At 70.1% G+C, this 17,292-nt stretch carries 17 protein-coding genes; 8 read left to right on the top strand and 9 right to left on the bottom strand.

The genetic code is table 11. The features are described from left to right. Positions 1-18 precede the first annotated feature (18 nt). Both ACFWPQ_RS36555 and ACFWPQ_RS36560 read right to left on the bottom strand, forming a co-directional pair. A complete protein-coding gene (locus ACFWPQ_RS36555) occupies positions 19-1,458 on the bottom strand; it encodes a sugar porter family MFS transporter (protein WP_384044643.1) in 1,440 nt (479 codons plus the stop codon). Between the two features lie 11 nt (positions 1,459-1,469). Beyond that, positions 1,470-2,420, bottom strand: coding sequence for a TIM barrel protein (locus ACFWPQ_RS36560; RefSeq protein ID WP_384044645.1), 951 nt, complete (start codon positions 2,418-2,420; stop codon positions 1,470-1,472). Between the two features lie 235 nt (positions 2,421-2,655). On the opposite strand from ACFWPQ_RS36560, the gene ACFWPQ_RS36565 reads away from it, so the two are divergent. Beyond that, a complete protein-coding gene (locus ACFWPQ_RS36565; protein WP_384044648.1) occupies positions 2,656-3,669 on the top strand; it encodes a LacI family DNA-binding transcriptional regulator in 1,014 nt (337 codons plus the stop codon). Between the two features lie 14 nt (positions 3,670-3,683). On the opposite strand, the gene ACFWPQ_RS36570 is transcribed toward ACFWPQ_RS36565, so the two are convergent. The 3 genes from ACFWPQ_RS36570 to ACFWPQ_RS36580 all read right to left on the bottom strand — a co-directional run bounded on the left by ACFWPQ_RS36570 (position 3,684) and on the right by ACFWPQ_RS36580 (position 6,193). Next, positions 3,684-4,688 (bottom strand): substrate-binding domain-containing protein, encoded by a 1,005-nt coding sequence (locus tag ACFWPQ_RS36570; RefSeq protein WP_384044651.1) that lies wholly within the window; start codon positions 4,686-4,688, stop codon positions 3,684-3,686. Between the two features lie 633 nt (positions 4,689-5,321). Further along, positions 5,322-5,690 (bottom strand): SH3 domain-containing protein, encoded by a 369-nt coding sequence (locus ACFWPQ_RS36575; protein ID WP_384044653.1) that lies wholly within the window; start codon positions 5,688-5,690, stop codon positions 5,322-5,324. A 47-nt stretch (positions 5,691-5,737) separates the two neighbouring features. Further along, on the bottom strand, positions 5,738-6,193 hold the full coding sequence (locus ACFWPQ_RS36580; RefSeq protein WP_384044655.1) for a peptidoglycan-binding protein: 456 nt from the start codon (positions 6,191-6,193) through the stop codon (positions 5,738-5,740). Between the two features lie 231 nt (positions 6,194-6,424). Here ACFWPQ_RS36580 and ACFWPQ_RS36585 point away from each other — a divergent pair, with 231 nt between their 5' ends. From ACFWPQ_RS36585 to ACFWPQ_RS36595, 3 genes are all read left to right on the top strand, one after another. Then, positions 6,425-7,366: a peptidoglycan-binding protein gene (locus ACFWPQ_RS36585; RefSeq protein ID WP_384044658.1), complete on the top strand. Its 942-nt coding sequence runs from the start codon at positions 6,425-6,427 to the stop codon at positions 7,364-7,366. A gap of 64 nt (positions 7,367-7,430) precedes the next feature. After that, on the top strand, positions 7,431-8,270 hold the full coding sequence (locus ACFWPQ_RS36590; RefSeq protein ID WP_384044661.1) for a helix-turn-helix domain-containing protein: 840 nt from the start codon (positions 7,431-7,433) through the stop codon (positions 8,268-8,270). Between the two features lie 263 nt (positions 8,271-8,533). Next, positions 8,534-9,745 (top strand): alkaline phosphatase, encoded by a 1,212-nt coding sequence (locus ACFWPQ_RS36595; protein WP_384044759.1) that lies wholly within the window; start codon positions 8,534-8,536, stop codon positions 9,743-9,745. Between the two features lie 571 nt (positions 9,746-10,316). Here ACFWPQ_RS36595 and ACFWPQ_RS36600 read toward each other — a convergent pair. Continuing rightward, the gene (locus tag ACFWPQ_RS36600; protein ID WP_384044664.1) at positions 10,317-10,481 is read right to left on the bottom strand and encodes a hypothetical protein; all 165 of its coding nucleotides are present in this window, start codon (positions 10,479-10,481) and stop codon (positions 10,317-10,319) included. Positions 10,482-11,364: 883 nt separating this feature from the next. Between ACFWPQ_RS36600 and ACFWPQ_RS36605 the strand changes: the two genes are divergently transcribed. Beyond that, entirely contained in the window at positions 11,365-12,495 is a 1,131-nt protein-coding gene (locus ACFWPQ_RS36605; RefSeq protein ID WP_384044762.1) for a S8 family peptidase, read from the top strand. Between the two features lie 149 nt (positions 12,496-12,644). On the opposite strand, the gene ACFWPQ_RS36610 is transcribed toward ACFWPQ_RS36605, so the two are convergent. After that, positions 12,645-14,174, bottom strand: a complete 1,530-nt coding sequence (locus ACFWPQ_RS36610; protein ID WP_217547216.1) for a UDP-N-acetylglucosamine 1-carboxyvinyltransferase — start codon at positions 14,172-14,174, stop codon at positions 12,645-12,647. Positions 14,175-14,438: 264 nt separating this feature from the next. Here ACFWPQ_RS36610 and ACFWPQ_RS36615 point away from each other — a divergent pair, with 264 nt between their 5' ends. Both ACFWPQ_RS36615 and ACFWPQ_RS36620 read left to right on the top strand, forming a co-directional pair. After that, a complete protein-coding gene (locus tag ACFWPQ_RS36615) occupies positions 14,439-14,600 on the top strand; it encodes a hypothetical protein (protein ID WP_384044666.1) in 162 nt (53 codons plus the stop codon). Positions 14,601-14,903: 303 nt separating this feature from the next. Then, positions 14,904-15,065, top strand: coding sequence for a hypothetical protein (locus ACFWPQ_RS36620; protein ID WP_384044669.1), 162 nt, complete (start codon positions 14,904-14,906; stop codon positions 15,063-15,065). Positions 15,066-15,397: 332 nt separating this feature from the next. Here ACFWPQ_RS36620 and ACFWPQ_RS36625 read toward each other — a convergent pair whose 3' ends face one another. After that, the gene (locus ACFWPQ_RS36625; protein ID WP_384044672.1) at positions 15,398-15,694 is read right to left on the bottom strand and encodes a hypothetical protein; all 297 of its coding nucleotides are present in this window, start codon (positions 15,692-15,694) and stop codon (positions 15,398-15,400) included. 155 nt (positions 15,695-15,849) lie between these two features. Here ACFWPQ_RS36625 and ACFWPQ_RS36630 point away from each other — a divergent pair, with 155 nt between their 5' ends. Continuing rightward, entirely contained in the window at positions 15,850-16,128 is a 279-nt protein-coding gene (locus ACFWPQ_RS36630; protein ID WP_384044675.1) for a hypothetical protein, read from the top strand. A 323-nt stretch (positions 16,129-16,451) separates the two neighbouring features. Here the strand turns inward: ACFWPQ_RS36630 and ACFWPQ_RS36635 are convergent, their stop codons facing one another. Beyond that, on the bottom strand, positions 16,452-17,285 hold the full coding sequence (locus ACFWPQ_RS36635) for a hypothetical protein (RefSeq protein ID WP_384044678.1): 834 nt from the start codon (positions 17,283-17,285) through the stop codon (positions 16,452-16,454). Positions 17,286-17,292 lie beyond the last annotated feature (7 nt).

Raw genomic sequence — 17,292 nt, forward strand, 5'->3', positions numbered from 1 at the left:
GGGGGTCAGGCAGGGGGGTCAGGAGAAGCGCGCCCGGAGTTCGGCTTCGAGGGTTTCGAGGGTGCGGCCCCTGGTCTCGGGGACGTAGAGCTTCACGAAGGTGAGCGAGAGGATCCCGGCCACGACGAAGAGGAAGAAGGTGTTGGAAATGCCGATGGCGGAGACCAGCGACGGGAAGACCAGGCCGATCACGAAGTTGGTCAGCCACAGCACCACGGCCGCGACGCCCATCCCGAAGCCGCGCATCCGCATCGGGAAGATCTCGGAGAGCATCAGCCAGGTCACCGGGGAGATCGCACCCTGCTGGAAGGCGAGGAAGGTGACCGTCATGGCGAGCACGGCATAGGCCCGGCCGTCCCCGGCGGGCAGCACCAGGGAGAAGACGCCGATGAACAACAGGGCCAGCGTGGTGCCGACCTGACCGGTCATCAGCATCGGACGGCGGTTGACGCGCCCGAGGAGCCAGATGCCGACGAAGGTGGCGAGGACCGAGATCACACCGTTGGCGATGTTCGCGGTCAGCGCGGTGTCCGCGGCGAAACCGGCGTCCGAGAGAATCTGGGTGCCGTAGTACATGATCGTGTTGACGCCGGTGATCTGCTGCACGATCGCGATGCCGAAGCCGACGAACATCAGCCTGCGCAGCCACGGCGTGGCCTTCATGTCCTGCCAGCCGCCGAGCCTCTCCTGTTCCTCCCGCACCGCGAGCGCGGCCACCTCGGCCAGTTCGGCCTCGGCGCGCTGCGCGGACCGCACCTGCCGCAGCACCTCCAGCGCCTCGCCGAACCGGGTCCTGGACGCCAGCCAGCGCGGGCTCTCCGGCATCACCAGCATCCCGAACCACAGCACCACGGCCGGGACGGTGGCGATCACCAGCATCCAGCGCCAGACGCCACCGTTCTCGCTGCCGACGTGCGCGATCACGGCGTTGGAGGTGAAGGCCAGCAACTGCCCGCTGACGATCATCAGTTCGTTGCGGGTGACCAGCGCGCCGCGCCGCTCCGCGGGTGAGATCTCCGCCAGGTACACCGGCACGGTCACCGACGCGCCGCCGACCGCCAGGCCGAGCACGAACCGTGCCGCGATCATCACCGCGGTGGTCGGCGCGAGGGTGGCGCCCAGCGCGCCCACGAAGAACAGCACCGCGAGGGCGAGGATCGTACGGCGGCGGCCGCGCGCGTCCGACAGCCGGCCGCCGGCCACCGCACCGAGCGCGGCGCCCAGCAGCAGCGAGCTGGTGACCATGCCCTCGGTGAACGAGTTCAGCCCGAGATCCCTGCTCATGTAGGGCAGGGCACCGTTGATCACGCCGGTGTCGTAGCCGAAGAGCAGTCCGCCGAAGGTGGCGATGACCGTGATGACCCGCAGTCGCCGGGAGACCGCCGCGGAGGGCCGGTCGGTGCCGGGGACGGTGGCCTCGGGGGCGATGGCCTGGATCGCGTCGTCCCTGACGTTCATGGGCCGCCCCCTCACCGGTCGAGGTGCGGGCGCCGGGTACCGGACAGGCCGCAGCCGTTCAGGTACGCCCGCGTGCTGGTGGCGATGGGCAGCGGCACCTCGGGGGCGCACGGGTACAGGTCCTGCTCGACGATGACGAACAGCTCGGCGTCGAGGCCGGCCAGCTCGGCGATCACGTCGGCGGGGTTCGGCACCCCGGCCGGCGGCGAGACGCACACGCCCCGCTTCACGGCCTCGCCGAAGCCGAGGTCCTCGGCCGCGACCTGGGCGAGGACCTCCGGGTCCATCTGTTTGATGTGGACGTAGCCGACGCGCTCGCCGAAGCGGCGGATCAGGTCGACGTTGTCACCACCGCCGTAGGCCACGTGCCCGGTGTCCAGGCACAGGTTCGTGTACCGGCCGTCGGACTCGTCGAGCAGCCGTTCGATCTCCGGCTGGGTCTGGATGTGGCTGTCGGCGTGCGGGTGGATCACCAGCCGTACGCCGTACTCGTCGAGGAGCAGCCGGCCCAGCCGGTCGGCGGACTTGCCGAAGCCCGCCCACTGGTCGGCGGTCAGCTCGGGCGACTCGGTGAACGCGCCGGTCTTCTCGTCCCGGTACATGGGCGGGATGAGGACCAGGTGGTGGGCGCCCGCGGCCTGGGTCAGCGTGGCGACCTGCCGGACGTGGGCGAGCATCTCGTCCCAGGCCTCGGGGCGGTGCAGCGCGCCGAACGCGGTGCCGCCGGAGACCTTGAGCCCGCGGGCGTCGAGTTCGTCCTTGAGCCGCTGCGGGTCGGTGGGGAGGTAGCCGTAGGGGCCGAGCTCGAACCACTCGTAGCCGGCCTGCTGCAGCTCGTCGAGGAAGCGGGTGTACGGGACCTGGTGCTCGTCCTCGGGGAACCAGATGCCCCAGGAGTCGGGTGCCGAGCCCAGGCACAGGTTGCCTGCGGTGGTGCGGAGGGCGGATGGCGCCGTTGCCATGGAGTGTCCTTCGGGGGAGGGGGTCCTCCGGGAGAGGGGGACTCGGTCGCGGGAGGCGGGCCTTTGTCGCGCTCTACTAGCGCGCTCTAGTGCGAGTACGATGACCCCTGTCCGAATGTCATGTCAATACCTTGTTGCCGGGGGATTTCCGGGAGCTTCCGACGGCAGGGCCTAGGGTGGGCTCCGTCGAAGGGTGGGTGCGCAGGTGGATGCAGCGGGCAGGCGGCGGCCGACGATGGCCGACGTCGCCGACAGGGCGGGTGTCTCCCGGGCGCTGGTGTCGATCGTGTTCCGCAACCAGCCCGGTGCGAGCCAGGAGACGCGCGAGCGGGTGCTGCGGGTCGCCGACGAGATCGGCTACCGCCCCGACAGCGCGGCCCGGCTGCTGGCCCGGGGCCGCAGCCGCACCCTCGGTGTGATGTTCACCGTCCACCAGATCTTCCAGACCGACCTCATCGAGGGCATCTACCCGGAGGCCGAACGGCTCGGCTACGACGTGCTGCTCTCCGCCGCCGCCGAGGGCCGCAGCGAGGAGAAGGCGGTGGAGGCGCTGCTCGCCCACCGCTGCGAGGCGCTGATCCTGCTCGGCCCGGACGCGGACCCCGCCTACCTGGAGGAACTCGGCCGGCGAGTCGTGACCGTGTCGGTCAGCAGCCGGGTGCCGAGGGCCCGGGTGGACTTCGTGCACAGCGCGGAGAGCAAGGGCGTCCGGCAGGCCATGGACTACCTGGTCGAGCTCGGCCACCGCAGGATCGTGCACATCGACGGCGGCCGGGGTCCCGGTTCGGCCGAGCGGCGGCGCTCCTACCGGGCCGCGATGCGCAGGCACGGACTGGAGCCGGAGACCCGGGTGATACCCGGTGCGCACACCGAGCAGTCCGGCATCGAGACCGGACGGCTGCTGCTCACGGAACGCGACCGCGGGCTGCCGCTGCCGACGGCGGTGCTGGCGGGCAACGACCGTTGCGCGATGGGCGTGTTGATGGCGATGACGCGGGGCGGTGTCGAGGTCCCGGCAGACATCTCCGTGGTCGGCTTCGACGACAGCCATCTCTCCCACCTCATGCCGGTCGGCCTCACCACGGTCCGTCAGGACGCCCGGCTGATGGCCGAGTACGCGGTGCGGTTCGCCGTGGAGCGGCTGGAGGAGCCCGAACTGGAGCCGCGCGAGGCGGTGCTGGACCCGAAACTGGTGGTACGCGGCACGAGCGGGCCGCCCCCCGCAGGAGACGGCCCGCTCGCCAGGTGATCGCCGACTGAACGTCAGCGGGTGCCGTTGGCGGCGAACTTGGCGATGGTGCCGGCGTTCTCCTTGGTGACGAACGCGGGGCCGGTGAGGACGGGGGCGGTGCCGCCGCCGCTGTAGTTGCCGTTGTTCTTGTAGAGCCACAGGGAGTCGACGGCGAGGTAGCCCTGGAGGTACGGCTGCTGGTCGACCGCGAACTCGACGGAGCCGTCCTGGACGGCGGACACCAGGTCCTTGTTGAGGTCGAAGGTGGCCACCTTGGCCTTGCTGCCGGCGTCCTTGACGGACTGGATGGCGGTCAGGGCGATCGGGGCGCCGAGGGTGACGACCTGGTCGATCGAGGAGTCCTGCTGGAGCTTGGCCGTGATGGTGGACTTGACCGAGGGCATGTCGGTGCCGTTGACGTAGATCTTGTCGGTCTTGCCCTTGAAGCCCTTGGCCAGGCCCGCGCAGCGGGCTTCGAGGGCGACCTGGCCCTGGGCCTGCACGACACACAGGGCGTGCTTGGCGCCCAGCTGGTTGAGGCGCTGCCCGAAGGCCTCACCCGCGATGTTCTCGTCCTGGCCGAAGTACTCGAGCATGCCGAGCTTCTTCCAGGCGTCCAGACCGGAGTTGAAGCCGACGACCGGGATGTCCGCGGCCTTGGCCTTGGCCACCACCGCCTTCAGGGCGTCGGGCGTGGCCGCGGTCAGGGCGATGCCGTCGACCTTCTGGTCGATCGCGTTCTGCACCAGGTTGGCCTGGTTGGCGGCGCTGGGGTCGGCGGAGTAGACCAGCTTGATGTTGTCCTTGGCGGCGGCCGCGGCCGCGCCCTTGCGGATCAGGTCCCAGAAGGTGTCGCCGGGCTGGGCGTGCGTGATCATGGCCACCGTCATGCGGGGCGTGGACGCCTTGCCGGCGGACGCGGCGGCGCCGCTGTTCTCGGAGTTCTTGCCGCCGGAGCTGCTGGAGCAGCCTGCGGCGAGCAGGACGCCCGCGAGAACGGTGGCGGCCATGGCGGCGGCTCGGTGGTTTCTGTGCATGTCCCTAGCACCTCGCTGTGCGGTCTGGGTCGGCTCTGCGGAGCGGAACGAGCGGTAATGACGGGGAGGGGATGTCTTCGCCGGCCCGGTGGCCCGGTGCCGGAGTGTGGCGGATCGGGGAGTCGTGAAGCGCGCGGGTGGACCGCCGGCGGTGGGGGCATGCGGCACCGGTGGCCGACCGGGTGCCTCGCGCGGGCGGGGGTGGAGCTCCGTGCCGACGGTCAGGGGTACGACCGACGGCGGCTTGCGGCTTTCGGGTTGTGTCTGCACTAGAGCGCTTTATTAGCGCGCTCTAGTGACACGTACTATGGGCGCGCCCTCAGGGGTTGTCAATGACTTTGTCATGACGTTCCAACAAAGGGGGATGGGGCCCGCGCGGCGGCCACCGAGGGGGCGCGCAGCCGGTCGGCGGGCATGCCGATGCCCGCCGCGCCGGTGAGGGTGGCGGGCGGTGCGAAGTGCGGGAGACGGCCTTCTCGGCCGGGACGGCGTGGCGACGGGGGCGGCGTGGCGACGGGGGTGCCGGGGTCGCGGGGGAGGGGTGGCCCAGGGGGGGGATCGGCCGGTGCCGGGAAAGCTCGCGCGGGGACACCCCCGTCGCCCCCGCGCGAGCTTGTCAGTGGGGCGCCTCGGTCAGAAGCCGCAGGAGTAGTTGGAGCCGTTCCCGGGAAGCAGGGAGTCCTTCACCCAGCCGACCGTGCCGTCGTCGATGTTCCAGAGCCAGGTCCAGGTGCCGCCGTCGCCGGAGGTGTAGCAGTAGTACATGAGCGTGTCCTGGTTGTCGGCCCAGCCCTTCACGGCACAGCTGGTGCTGGAGCCGCTGCGCATGTTGGCGGAGACGCCCTTCGTCATCGTGACTTCGGTGCCGTCGTTCAGCGGACCGGTCCGGCCGCAGTAGGCGCTCGCCGACGCCGGACCCGCGGCGGTGACGACCAGGCCCGCGGGGACGGCGAGCACCCCGATCGTCAGTGCCGCCAGCCTCGCGCGGAATGCTGCTCGCATGCCTCGTTCCTTTCTTCGGGGACTACGGATCTGTGCGTGAGCGGTGGTCAGCACCCCGGATAGCGCAGCCACGGCCAGGTCTTGGGGCCGACGCTGCCGTCCTCTTTGAGAGCGGCCTCGCAGAGGTCGTTGATGTCGTGCTGGAAAGCCCTCGCCGCGGCCTGGGACTTGGAGCCGAAGATCCCGTCGACGGTCCCCGGGTCGTATCCCCGGTACTTGAGGAGGCACTGGGCCTCCTTGCCGGCGGCGGTCACCTGCGAGGTGGACGGAATCGCGGTGCTGCCCGAGTAGTAGCCGGCGGTGAGCGGGCCGAATCCGCCGGTCACGTTGCAGGCGTAGACCGTGGCCGGGACGGCCGCGGTGGCCTCGGTCCCGACGGCGAACTGGCCGGCGAGCGTGCCGCCCAGGAGGACGGCTGCGGCGAGCGCGAGTGACGCACGCCTGCGCGTCGTCGGGCCTGCCGTCGGGCCTGCCGATGTGCCTGCCGCCGTGGTGACTGTCATGGAATCCCCCGGAACCCGTCGTGGTCGGTGCGCGGCCCATCGTGGTCGGCTCTCCGCCCAACCGGCCATAGATCAAAGCGAGTTGGGACATCCGGGGATGATCCCGGTGCCGAGCTGCAGGGATGTCGTGCGGGACGGTGGGACGGCGGGATGTGCAGATATCGTGAAGGCGCGAAGGGCGTGGGACGGGGGCTGGACGGGTGCGCGACGGCGTACGCGAAGGGTTGGGGCATGTCGCGATGGAAGGCGCTGCCCGAGTCGTTGGATCCCCGGATCCGCCGACTCGTGGTCGAGCTGCGCCGGTTGAAGGACCACAGCGGGCTGAGCATGGTCGCGTTGGAGTCCAGGACGGGGTTCAGCAAGTCGTCCTGGGAGCGCTATCTCAACGGCAAGGTGACCCCGCCCCGGCAGGCCGTCGAGACCATGGCCGACGTGTGCGGCGGGGACCGGATCGGCCTGGCGGCGCTGTGGGAGGTGGCCACCACCCACGCCTCGCAGGGTCCCACGGCACCGGCAGGGGCACCGGCACCGGCTCCGCGGGAGCCGGAACGGTCGGCGCTCTCCAAGGCGGTGCCTGAGGAGCGCGGCGAGTCAACGGTCCCCGTCGGCCGACCGGATGACGGCCGACCGGATGACGGCCGACCGGAAGACGACCGACCTCAAGACGCCGGCCCGGACGGCGGGGGACCGCACGACGGCGGACCGGACGACGGCCGGACCCCGCGTCGGGCACGGCCGGTCGCGACGGTCGCCGGTGTGGCCGTGGTGGCGGCAGGCCTCGCCGTGCTGGCGGCGGTGGCCGTGGCCATCGCCTGGCCCGGGTCGCCGTCGGCGACGCCGGAGCCTCGTGCGGCCACCGCGACGACGAAGGTGCCGACCTCCACCTACTCCGCGAAGACGTTCCCGTGCTACTTCACCCTGCACGACGGCCTGCTGTACGCCGGGCACAGCACGACCCTCACCGACGAGTACCACGTCGGCATCACCGTCGAGGCGGTGGCGGAGGTGCAGTGCCTGGTCAGACGGCACGGCTTCGACCCGCAGGGGATCGACGGCTCGTTCGGGCCCAACACCAGGGCCGCGGTCCAGGGGTTCCAGCGGTCTCGCGGACTCACCGCCGACGGCATCGTGGGCCCCATGACCTGGCGCGAGCTCAGGAAGCCGGGTGACTGAGGGTCCCCGGCCGGGCCCGGGCCGTGAGCCGCGGGCAGCCACTGCACCCGAGGTCCGTCACCTCGTGGAGCGCTTGCGGGAGGCGAGGGAGGAGACCGGGCTGAGCTTCGCCGCGCTCGCGGCCAGGACCACGTACAGCAAGTCGTCCTGGGAGCGGTACCTCAACGGCAAGACGCTCCCGCCCCGGGACGCGGTGGAGACGCTGGCGAAGCTGAGCGGTGCGGATCCCGTACGGCTGCTGGCGCTGTGGCAGCTCGCCGACGGCGCGTGGAGCGGCCGCGACGCACGCGCCACCGCCCCGCCGACCGCCGGCCCCGCGGAAGTCGCGCCCGCGGAAGTCGCGCCCGCCACGGACGCGCCGCGAGAGGCGGGAGCGCAGGCCGTGGCCGTGGACCCGCCCCCGGGCCGGTCCGACGGGCCGGCCCCCCGGGGCCGGAGACCGGGCCGCGGCACCGTCCTGCTCGTGGCGGCGGGGACCGTGCTGGCCACCGTCCTCGGCGTGGGTGCCGTGGCATGGACGTACGGCGGCTGGCACCGGGAACCGGCGTCGAGACCCAGCAGCGGCACCTGCCGGGGGGAGAGTTGCACGGACCGCGACGCCGAACAGCACGACACGGACTGCTGGACGGACGCGGGCACCCGGGCGCGCCGGGAGATCGCCGGACGCATCGTGGAACTGCGCTTCAGTCCGACGTGCCGGGCGGCCTGGGGCCGGATCACCGCACCGCGCAGCGGGGACCGGCTGGAGGTCGACACCACCGACGGACGGCACCAGTCGCGGCTGGTGCTCGTGCCGGGCCGGTACCTCTACACCCTGATGATCGGCCTCGGGCGCCCGTCCGAGGCACGGGCCTGCATCGACCTGCCCGACGGCTCCTCGGCCTGCACCGGTTGGGGCCGCTGACACCACGCCGACCGACTGCCGCCGCAACCTGCCCTCGCGTGACCTGTCCGAACAAGTACGGGGCCGCGCGTCTTTACCTGCCACTCAAGATCTCGTCGCGTACTGGTCATCTGTTCTTGGTCAGCATCATCCAAAGGGACCTTATGTTCGCGGTCAAGTAATGGGCAAGAACAGTAACGGAGGACTCTGTGTCCCTGGATGTCCGTAGGGCCCGGCGGTTCGCCGCTCCCGCAGCCGCCGCGGTCGCCGCTGCGGTCGTGACGATGGTGGTCAACCCGACGCTGGGCGCGTCGGCCTCGGCTCCGCAGGCCTCGGCCAAGACCCCGACCGCCAAGAACGTCATCTTCATCAACGGCGACGGCATGGGCGCCGCCACGCGCCAGGCCGCCCGCCTGCACCTGAGCGGCCTGGGCGGCCAGCTCGCGATGGACAAGCTCCCCGTCTCGGGCCAGCTGACCACCGAGCCGGACGACCCGAAGGCCGTCGTCACCGACTCGGCCGCCGCGGCGACCGCGTGGGCCACGGGCGAGAAGACCTACAACGGCGCGATCAGCGTCGACGTGGACGGCAACCCGCTGGCCACCCTCGGCCAGCAGGCCAAGGCGGCCGGCAAGGCCACCGGCCTGGTCACCACCGCGCAGGTCACCGACGCGTCGCCGGCGGCGTTCTTCGCGAACACCGCCAACCGTTCGGCGCAGGACGAGATCGCCCGCCAGTACATCGAGGTCAGCAAGCCCGACGTCGTCCTGGGCGGTGGCGAGGACTGGTGGCTGCCCGCGGGCAGCGCCGGTGCGTTCAAGGACCAGCCCGCCGAGGACCCGTCCGAGGCGAGCAAGGGCACCAAGGGCGACCTCATCGCCAAGGCCAGGAAGGCCGGTTACTCCTACGTCTCCAGCGCGGAGCAGCTCAGCAGCGCCAAGGGCGGCAAGCTCCTCGGCCTCTTCGCCAACGAGGAGATGTTCCAGCAGCGCGCCGAGGGCCAGGGCGACGTGTACAGCCCGGTGGTCGGTCTCTCCACCATGACCAGCAAGGCCCTGAGCACGCTGGACAAGAACAAGAAGGGCTTCTTCCTCATGGTCGAGGAGGAGGGTGTGGACGAGTTCGCCCACGCGAACAACGGCACCCGTGTCCTGCAGTCCATGCAGGAACTGGAGAAGGCGGTGGCCGTGGCCCGTGCCTACGTCGCCACCCACCCCGACACCCTGCTGGTCGTCACCGGCGACCACGAGACCGGCGGCCTGGCCGTCGAGGACTCGGACGCCGCCGACGAGTCCGGCACCGGCATCTCCGCCGAGGACGGTCCGTTCAGCATCCGCGGCAGCGAGAAGAGCTTCTACATCGACTGGACCACGTCCGGGCACACCGGTGTGGACGTTCCCGTGACCGCGGTCGGCCCGCTGTCCGACCGCTTCACCGGCAAGCACGCCAACACCCACGTGTACGACGTGCTGCGCCAGGCCCTGACGCGCCGCTGAACGCCGTACGGCGGCGCCAACCGAGGCTGACCGAGCTCCTCCGGCCCTGATCGGCACATTCCGCCGGTCCCTCCGCCGGTCCCCCAGGGCACCGACGGTCCGGGCAGGCCGAGTTCCCGGCACTTCCGCACAGGCAATCACCACGGCGCCGGCCAAGTCCCCGAGAAGTCCCGGAGAAGTCCCCCAGAAGTCCCGGAGATGCCGCCGCGCCCCTCCCCGACCCGCGAACCAGCAGGTCGGACCGGGGCGCGGCGGCATTCGGCCGTCAGATGTCGCGGAAGAGACCAGCCAGCGCGGTGACCTGCCCCGATGAGAGTGATCTGGACGCTGACCTGCGCGAATGGTCTTTCAGTTGTTTCATGCTCGTGCCGGTTGATGAAGCCGGAAGTCCCAGAAGAGTCCCAGAGGACTCCCACGACTGACGGACACCCTTCCGGTGCTACTCGACGTAGGGCAGGGCGGCGGGGCCGGGGTTGCGCGCTGGAGGTCGGCCTTGTTCCTCCGCGGCAATGGGCGGCTCAGCTCCGCTCGCGCGGAGAGCACGTCTGCCGGCCTGCCGGGGTGTGCCGGTTCAGCTTCGCCGTGCCGCGTCCGCTTTCCGCACCATCTTCGCCGCGTGGTCAGCCGAGTCGGCCAAGTTCCTGAGTACGCGGGAGACTCGGCTGAGGAACTCCACAAAGTGATCGGCGGGGGTGTCCTGCTTGGTGCTCGTGCGGAAGGTGGTGCTCTGGGCCACGGTCGGCTCCTCGGAAAAGGGATGCTGGGTGTGCTGCGCCCACTGTGGCATCGGGGGCTGACATGTCGGGCGTAAACATGAAATCCCCCACCCGAACCGGGCAGGGGGCTCTGTGGCACCAGGTGACGCAGCGAGGGGCGGTCAGCGGTGACCGATGGATCACGCCTCATGCTTCCTGCGGCACGAGAAGTGCTCGGGCAGTCCTTCGGGTCCTTGAAGGCTTGCGGGCTGACCGCAACCGAAGCGACAGAAAGGACCGGCTTCCCTCGCGGAAGCCACCCCACGAGTCACCCACGCCTCCAGCGACCTCTCCCACATCATGCGGCGGATGACCGAGAACGCTCACGCGGGAGACAGCACCCGCAAAGCCGAGGACACCGCCCTTGCTGCCGAAGCGAGAGCGAATCCTCTACCAAGCAGTCAAGAACTTCCGCCTCGCAGCCCGCAGCGTCATCGACAACACGAACTGACACAACGAATCCTGACCGGAACGGCCACCGGGAAGGGTGCGCCCCGCTCATGTAAGGACGTTGAATCACCAGCTGAGTACCTGTTCCCAAACCCTGTATCAACCGTGCGGGTGGTTTCACCGGGCCGCCGTGCCCTGGAGTGGGGCACCGTACGTCAAGCAGGAGTGATCGTTTCCGCAGTGGGTGCGGCGGGGCGGGCGCGTGGGGCGTGTGTCATCCGCCAAGCGGCGGCGAGTGGCTCAAGTGGTGTCCGTGGGCGATCCGATGCAGACGGAGGGCCGTGGCCTGGGAGCCGTCACCGGTGCCGGGCGCGGTTCGCCCCGTCGATCCCCCCGTACCCCAGGGAGCCCTTCTTGCGTCTGCTCGTCACGGCTGCGCGCTTGACCACCGCGGCCGTCCTCGCCCTGAGCCCCATGGCGGCCGGCACGGCCTCCGCCTCGGCCCCGGAGCCGTCCCCGGCCCCGCTGCTCAAGACCACACACGCCATTGCGGGCCACTACATCGTCACCCTCGGCAAGTCCCTCGACCCGACGCACTTCGCCCACTCCGCCGGGCTGAAGCCGAAGTTCACCTACACCCACGCGATCAACGGGTTCGCAACGGCCCTCACACCGAGGCAGCTCAGGGCCGTCCGCACGTCCCGCGGAGTGCGGTCCGTGCAGGAGGACGGCTGGGCCGGCGCCCCGCCGGTGCGCTCCAAGGGGGGCCAGCCGAAGTCGCCGGCCAACTCCTGGGGGCTGGACCGGATCGACCAGCGTGCCCTGCCACTCGACAACAACTTCAGCGCCCACGGCAGCGGGGAGGGAGTGACCGTCTACGTCATCGACTCCGGCATCGACTTCGCCCACCCCGACTTCGGGGGCCGCGCCCGGGCCGGCTTTGACGCGATCGGCGACGGCCGGGGCGCCGCGGACTGCAACGGCCACGGCACACACGTCGCGGGCACGATCGGCGGCAGCACCTTCGGAGTGGCGCGGAAGGTGAACCTGGTCAGCGTCCGGGTCCTCAACTGTGAGTCGCGGGGGGCCTGGTCGGGGATCATCGCGGGCTTCGAGTGGGTGGCGCGCAACGCGCACCAGCCGGCCGTCCTGAACGCCTCCCTGGGCGGCGACCGGGTGGCCGCGGTCAACGACGCCGCCACGGCCGTGTCCGACCAGGGCGTCCTGCCCGTCATCGCGGCGGGCAACGCCAACATCGACGCATGCCGGATCTCGCCCGCCTCCGCCACCCGGGTGGTGACGGTCGGCGCGACCAACCGCTTCGACGAGGAGACGGACTTCTCCAACTGGGGCGAGTGCCTCGACATCTACGCCCCCGGCAAGGACATCGTCTCCGCGAAGCCGGGCGGCGGCAGCGTCGCGCTCGACGGCACCTCGATGGCCGCGCCGCACGTCGCCGGGGTTGCCGCCCTCTACAAGGCCGAGCACCCCAACGCGCTCCCGGCCGAGGTCGCCGGCTTCCTCTCCGACAAGTCCACGAAGGACGTCATCGAGAACCTCAGCGGCCACGGCCCGAACAAGCTGCTGTTCACCAACGGCCTCTGACCGGCCTGGCACGCACCGCTCACAGATTCCCGTTCGTGGAACGGTCACCCATGCGGGCCCAAAGTCCCAGAGAAGTCCCACAGATGCCGCCGCACCCCTCCTTGACCGGCTAAGCCGCAGTTCAGGCGGGGTGCGGCGGCATCCGCACATCAAATGTCGCGGAAGATCTCGATCTGCGCCCCGATCGTGTTGAGGCGTTCGGCGAGGTCCTCGTAGCCGCGGTTGATGACGTACACGTTGCGCAGCACGGACGTGCCCTCGGCCGCCATCATGGCGAGCAGGACGACCACGGCGGGGCGCAGGGCCGGCGGGCACATCATCTCGGCGGCGCGCCAGCGGGTCGGGCCCTCCACCAGGACGCGGTGCGGGTCGAGGAGCTGGAGGCGGCCGCCGAGGCGGTTCAGGTCGGTGAGGTAGATCGCGCGGTTGTCGTAGACCCAGTCGTGGATGAGGGTCTTGCCCTGGGCGACCGCCGCGATGGCGGCGAAGAACGGGACGTTGTCGATGTTCAGGCCGGGGAAGGGCATCGGGTGGATCTTGTCGATCGGCGCCTCCAGCTTGGAGGGGCGGACCGTGAGGTCGATCAGGCGGGTACGGCCGTTGTCCGCGAAGTACTCGGGGCTGCGGTCGTGGTCGAGGCCCATCTCCTCCAGGACGGCGAGTTCGATCTCCAGGAACTCGATGGGGACACGGCGGACCGTCAGCTCGGACTCGGTGACGACGGCCGCGGCCAGCAGGCTCATCGCCTCGACCGGGTCCTCGGAGGGCGAGTAGTCCACGTCCACGTCGATGTTCGGGACGCCGTGCACGGTCAGGGTCGTGGTGCCGATGCCCTCGACCTTGACGCCGAGCGCCTCCAGGAAGAAGCAGAGGTCCTGGACCATGTAGTTGGAGGACGCGTTGCGGATGACCGTCACGCCGTCGTGGCGGGCCGCGGCCAGCAGCGCGTTCTCGGTCACCGTGTCGCCGCGCTCGGTCAGGACGATCGGCCGGTCGGGGCGGATCGCGCGGTCGACCTGCGCGTGGTACTGCCCCTCGGTCGCCGCGATGTCCAGACCGAACCGGCGCAGCGCGATCATGTGCGGCTCGATGGTCCGCGTCCCGAGGTCGCAGCCACCGGCGTACGGCAACTTGAAGTGGTCCATGCGGTGCAGCAGCGGACCGAAGAACATGATGATCGAGCGGGTGCGTACGGCGGCCTCGGCGTCGATCGACGCCATGTCGAGGTCGGCCGGGGGGACCAGCTCCAGGTCGACGCCGTCGTTGATCCAGCGGGTGCGCACGCCGATGGAGTTGAGCACCTCCAGCAGGCGGTACACCTCCTCGATCCGGGCCACCCGGCGCAGCACCGTGCGCCCCTTGTTGAGCAGCGAGGCGCACAGCAGGGCCACGCACGCGTTCTTGCTGGTCTTCACGTCGATCGCGCCGGACAGCCGACGGCCGCCCACCACCCGCAGATGCATCGGGCCCGCGTAGCCCAGTGAGACGATCTCGCTGTCCAGGGCTTCACCGATTCGAGCGATCATCTCAAGGCTGATGTTTTGGTTGCCGCGCTCGATGCGGTTGACAGCGCTCTGACTGGTGCCGAGCGCCTCCGCGAGCTGTGTCTGTGTCCAGCCGCGGTGTTGCCGGGCGTCACGGATGAGCTTGCCGATGCGTACGAGGTAGTCGTCTGCCATGAGGCCGAGGTTATCTCAGATATGAGATGGCGCCCGTTGGGGGGTCCGTTCGGGTGATGCTCTGTCAACGGGCGCGGCTGTTCGGTCCGTCGACCGTCGTTCCGATTCGCGCGAGGGCGGGGTGAGAGCACGTCAAGACGGCTCCCACCGTTTGGTCAGGAATTCCGCGGGCCGTTGTCCGGAGGTCTTTCCTCCGTACGCTGGAGTGATGCCCGGCGCCACCCGTCGGCACGTGTCACACGGCTCAAGTCGGAGGTGCGAGAAATGCCCCAGACGGCCATGGAGACCACCCAGTCCGTCGGAAATATGGGAGTCCCGAAGATCACCCCGCTCGGGTCCCTCGACGTCGATCAGGGAACGACCGCCCTGACGCCCGAAGGTGAGAACCAAAAGCCGTTCCTCGCGATCATCTGCAACGGAATCTGATTCGCGGTCCATTGCGTAGGAGCCCGCCGCCGGTGCCCTGTCGAAAGGGCGCCCGCAGCGGCCACCGGGAATTCCCGCACTTTCACCGCACACAGTGGGGATCGCACATGTCTCGAGGGATCTGTGTGGCGGAAGGCGTGGCGGCGGACGGTGGCACATACGGCCGCGCCCTGAAGATTCCGGACGGGAAGCCGGAGCCCGGCGCGGCTGCCGGAAGGGGCGTACGCCGACAGGCGCCCTCGGTCCGCAAGAGCCAACTGGGTGACATCCCGACCTGTCCCTGCCTGGCCGCGCTGGTGCCCGATGCGTGACGGGCCGCTGGCCGCCCTGGATGTGGTGTTCGCAGGTCAGGAAGGAGTTTTCCTGACCTGCGAGCCGGGTCTCGCGGACTGGCTGACGGCGCACGGGGCGCCGGCGTCGACGTTCGACGGCGTGCTGGGCGGCCGTGAGCCGGCACCGCGGTGAGTGGTCGCGGTACCGCTGGACTACGGCCGGCTGCCGTCCCGCCGGGCCCTGCGCGACATCTTTTCCGGATCCAGTGTGCTGTGGATTCCACTGGCCTCCTTCTCCGCCGATCCGCGGGTCGCCAGATACGGCCTGGAAAGGTTCTCCGAGATCGACATCCCGGGCTGTGCCGCGGCGAACCGCCGGATCGTCTCCCAACTTCTGCTGGCCCGCGGAGAAGTGTGCATGACCGGACCAGGAACTGATCTCGTCATCCGCCTTCCGGAAGAACTCCAGCTTTCCAGCCGTACCCGTCCCGGACTTCTTCCGGACGAGCACTACACCATCGGAAACTACTTCGAGGTGGCCATGTCGCCGACCGATCTGGCCGGCCGGGTCGACACCGACCTCAGGGTTTCCGGAATGTTGCGGATCGATTCCGTACTCGTCGCCAGACACCGCGAATCGACGGGCGTCCGCGTCGGCCGATTCAGGGCCGCCGCCGAAATGGCGGAGGAGATGCGGAAATCCTGTCCGCTCCATGTGAGGATCCAGGACGACCGGTTCGTCGACGGTTTCGGCCCTTTCGCCGACGGCATCCACGCGACGAGCGGCCCCGGGTACCGGGGCGCGGTCACCGAGGTCGCCATCGGCACCGGCGTGCTGTCCGCCGACCGGGTGGACTGGAGTCTGAACTGCCTGCTCAACGACGGTGCCGCGGGCGTCCATCTGGGGGTGGGCAACGGCCTGACCGGTGTGCACTTCGACTTCGTCTCGACGGATGCCCGACTTGACACGCTCTGGCATGATTTCCGACACGCCGACGATCCGCCTTGTGGGTTCCCTGCACCTCCATTCGGAGCCGGACGGCGGCGCCCGGGTGATCGACGCCACCGCCTTCACCGCCGCCCACGTCCACCAGGCGGCCCGCATGCTCCTGGAGGCGCTGCGCGAACCGCACACCGAGCAGGACCTGGTCACGGTCCTCGCCATCGCCGCCGACTGCTCCCCGGCACGGGCCGCCGCCCCGGTCGCCCGCCTCCTGGCCGACCTCACCGCCTACGGGCTCTGGCCCTCGCCGTGAGTGTGGCGATCCTGGCGCCACTGGCCTTCTTCGTGATCCCGGCGACAGGGGGCGGCTCGTCCGGGAAACGTGCGATGTCGAGTTGACCGGGGTTGCCGCCGACGGCGAGCCCGACCTCGGCGGGGCGTCCTGTGCGAGACGGCGTCGGACGTGGCGACAGCCACGGTGGCCGGTACGGAACCGATCAGGGAAACCGCGAGACCGGCGCGTTCGACCGGCGCCCGTCTGCAACCGCCCCGGCGCCCGGGTGCCCATTGCCGGTGGGGTCGAGCGCCGGCACCACCCTCCGAGTCCACTTGCCGGCCTCGATCGGCTTCCTTCGGTCAGTTGGTGCTCGCGTTGGTCAGGTGTTCACCGAAGAACCCGACAACGACCAGGCCGCTTTGATCCGTGTCGTCGAGGTAATGCAGGCGGGGTGCCGGCGGGGCGCCGTCTCCGATGCGGATGTGTTCCAGCATCACCACGCGTCCCGACGGGTGGATGACTTCGGGGATTCGGAGTTTCCTGTCCGCTTTGCCGCGAGGGCTGCGGCTGGCGAAATTGCCCTCGCTCAGGATCACCTTGGCCGGGGAGAGCAAAGGGAATGGATGGCTGTCGCAGTACGTCTTCAGGTTGGCGAGGCCAGGGCCCGCCCCACGGCCATGAGCCCTGGCCAGATTCTTGGTCTCCGCGTACGCCTGGATGGTTGCGAGGGCGGCTGCGAGACGCTTCCTCCAGTGCGGCGCCTTCTGATGGTGCTCGAGTCGCTTGGCCTCGTCGGGATCGGCGGTGACCGCGAGCAGAGAGAAGTACTGCTTCGCCTGTTCCAGGACGCCGCGGAGCGTGGGGGCATCCAACTGCCCTCGGAGAGCCTCGGCTTCACCCAGGGGGACTCCGTCGCTCCGGCGGGGTTGCAGGCGGGCTGCCGCCGAGTCATGAGCGCGCAGAGCTGCGTCACGCTCCTCCTCCGCGGCCCTCGGAAACTCGGTGATCCCGTCTCGCTTTCCCTCTGCGGCTGCCAACCGGGCCTTCGGCTCGGCAATCTCGGATTCCGGCATCGTCAACGTCTTGGACAGTTCCGTGGGCTGTTCGCCGAGCGGCAATAAGTCGGCATGGACTTTCATGTTGCAGCGCTGCTCTGCGGCAGGGCCGAACGGGCTCTGCGACATCCGGTGCATTCGTTCT

Source organism: Streptomyces sp. NPDC058464 (genome assembly GCF_042721035.1).
GTDB lineage: Bacteria > Actinomycetota > Actinomycetes > Streptomycetales > Streptomycetaceae > Streptomyces.

Bases quoted from the DNA above. Each gene is read 5' to 3' on its own strand.
- ACFWPQ_RS36555 (WP_384044643.1), bottom strand. From the start codon at position 1,458: ATGAACGTCAGGGACGACGCGATCCAGGCCATCGCCCCCGAGGCCACC.
- ACFWPQ_RS36560 (WP_384044645.1), bottom strand. From the start codon at position 2,420: ATGGCAACGGCGCCATCCGCCCTCCGCACCACCGCAGGCAACCTGTGC.
- ACFWPQ_RS36565 (WP_384044648.1), top strand. From the start codon at position 2,656: ATGGCCGACGTCGCCGACAGGGCGGGTGTCTCCCGGGCGCTGGTGTCG.
- ACFWPQ_RS36570 (WP_384044651.1), bottom strand. From the start codon at position 4,688: ATGCACAGAAACCACCGAGCCGCCGCCATGGCCGCCACCGTTCTCGCG.
- ACFWPQ_RS36575 (WP_384044653.1), bottom strand. From the start codon at position 5,690: ATGCGAGCAGCATTCCGCGCGAGGCTGGCGGCACTGACGATCGGGGTG.
- ACFWPQ_RS36580 (WP_384044655.1), bottom strand. From the start codon at position 6,193: ATGACAGTCACCACGGCGGCAGGCACATCGGCAGGCCCGACGGCAGGC.
- ACFWPQ_RS36585 (WP_384044658.1), top strand. From the start codon at position 6,425: ATGTCGCGATGGAAGGCGCTGCCCGAGTCGTTGGATCCCCGGATCCGC.
- ACFWPQ_RS36595 (WP_384044759.1), top strand. From the start codon at position 8,534: ATGGTGGTCAACCCGACGCTGGGCGCGTCGGCCTCGGCTCCGCAGGCC.
- ACFWPQ_RS36605 (WP_384044762.1), top strand. From the start codon at position 11,365: ATGGCGGCCGGCACGGCCTCCGCCTCGGCCCCGGAGCCGTCCCCGGCC.
- ACFWPQ_RS36610 (WP_217547216.1), bottom strand. From the start codon at position 14,174: ATGGCAGACGACTACCTCGTACGCATCGGCAAGCTCATCCGTGACGCC.
- ACFWPQ_RS36615 (WP_384044666.1), top strand. From the start codon at position 14,439: ATGCCCCAGACGGCCATGGAGACCACCCAGTCCGTCGGAAATATGGGA.
- ACFWPQ_RS36620 (WP_384044669.1), top strand. From the start codon at position 14,904: ATGCGTGACGGGCCGCTGGCCGCCCTGGATGTGGTGTTCGCAGGTCAG.
- ACFWPQ_RS36625 (WP_384044672.1), bottom strand. From the start codon at position 15,694: ATGGCGACCTCGGTGACCGCGCCCCGGTACCCGGGGCCGCTCGTCGCG.
- ACFWPQ_RS36630 (WP_384044675.1), top strand. From the start codon at position 15,850: ATGATTTCCGACACGCCGACGATCCGCCTTGTGGGTTCCCTGCACCTC.
- ACFWPQ_RS36635 (WP_384044678.1), bottom strand. From the start codon at position 17,285: ATGCACCGGATGTCGCAGAGCCCGTTCGGCCCTGCCGCAGAGCAGCGC.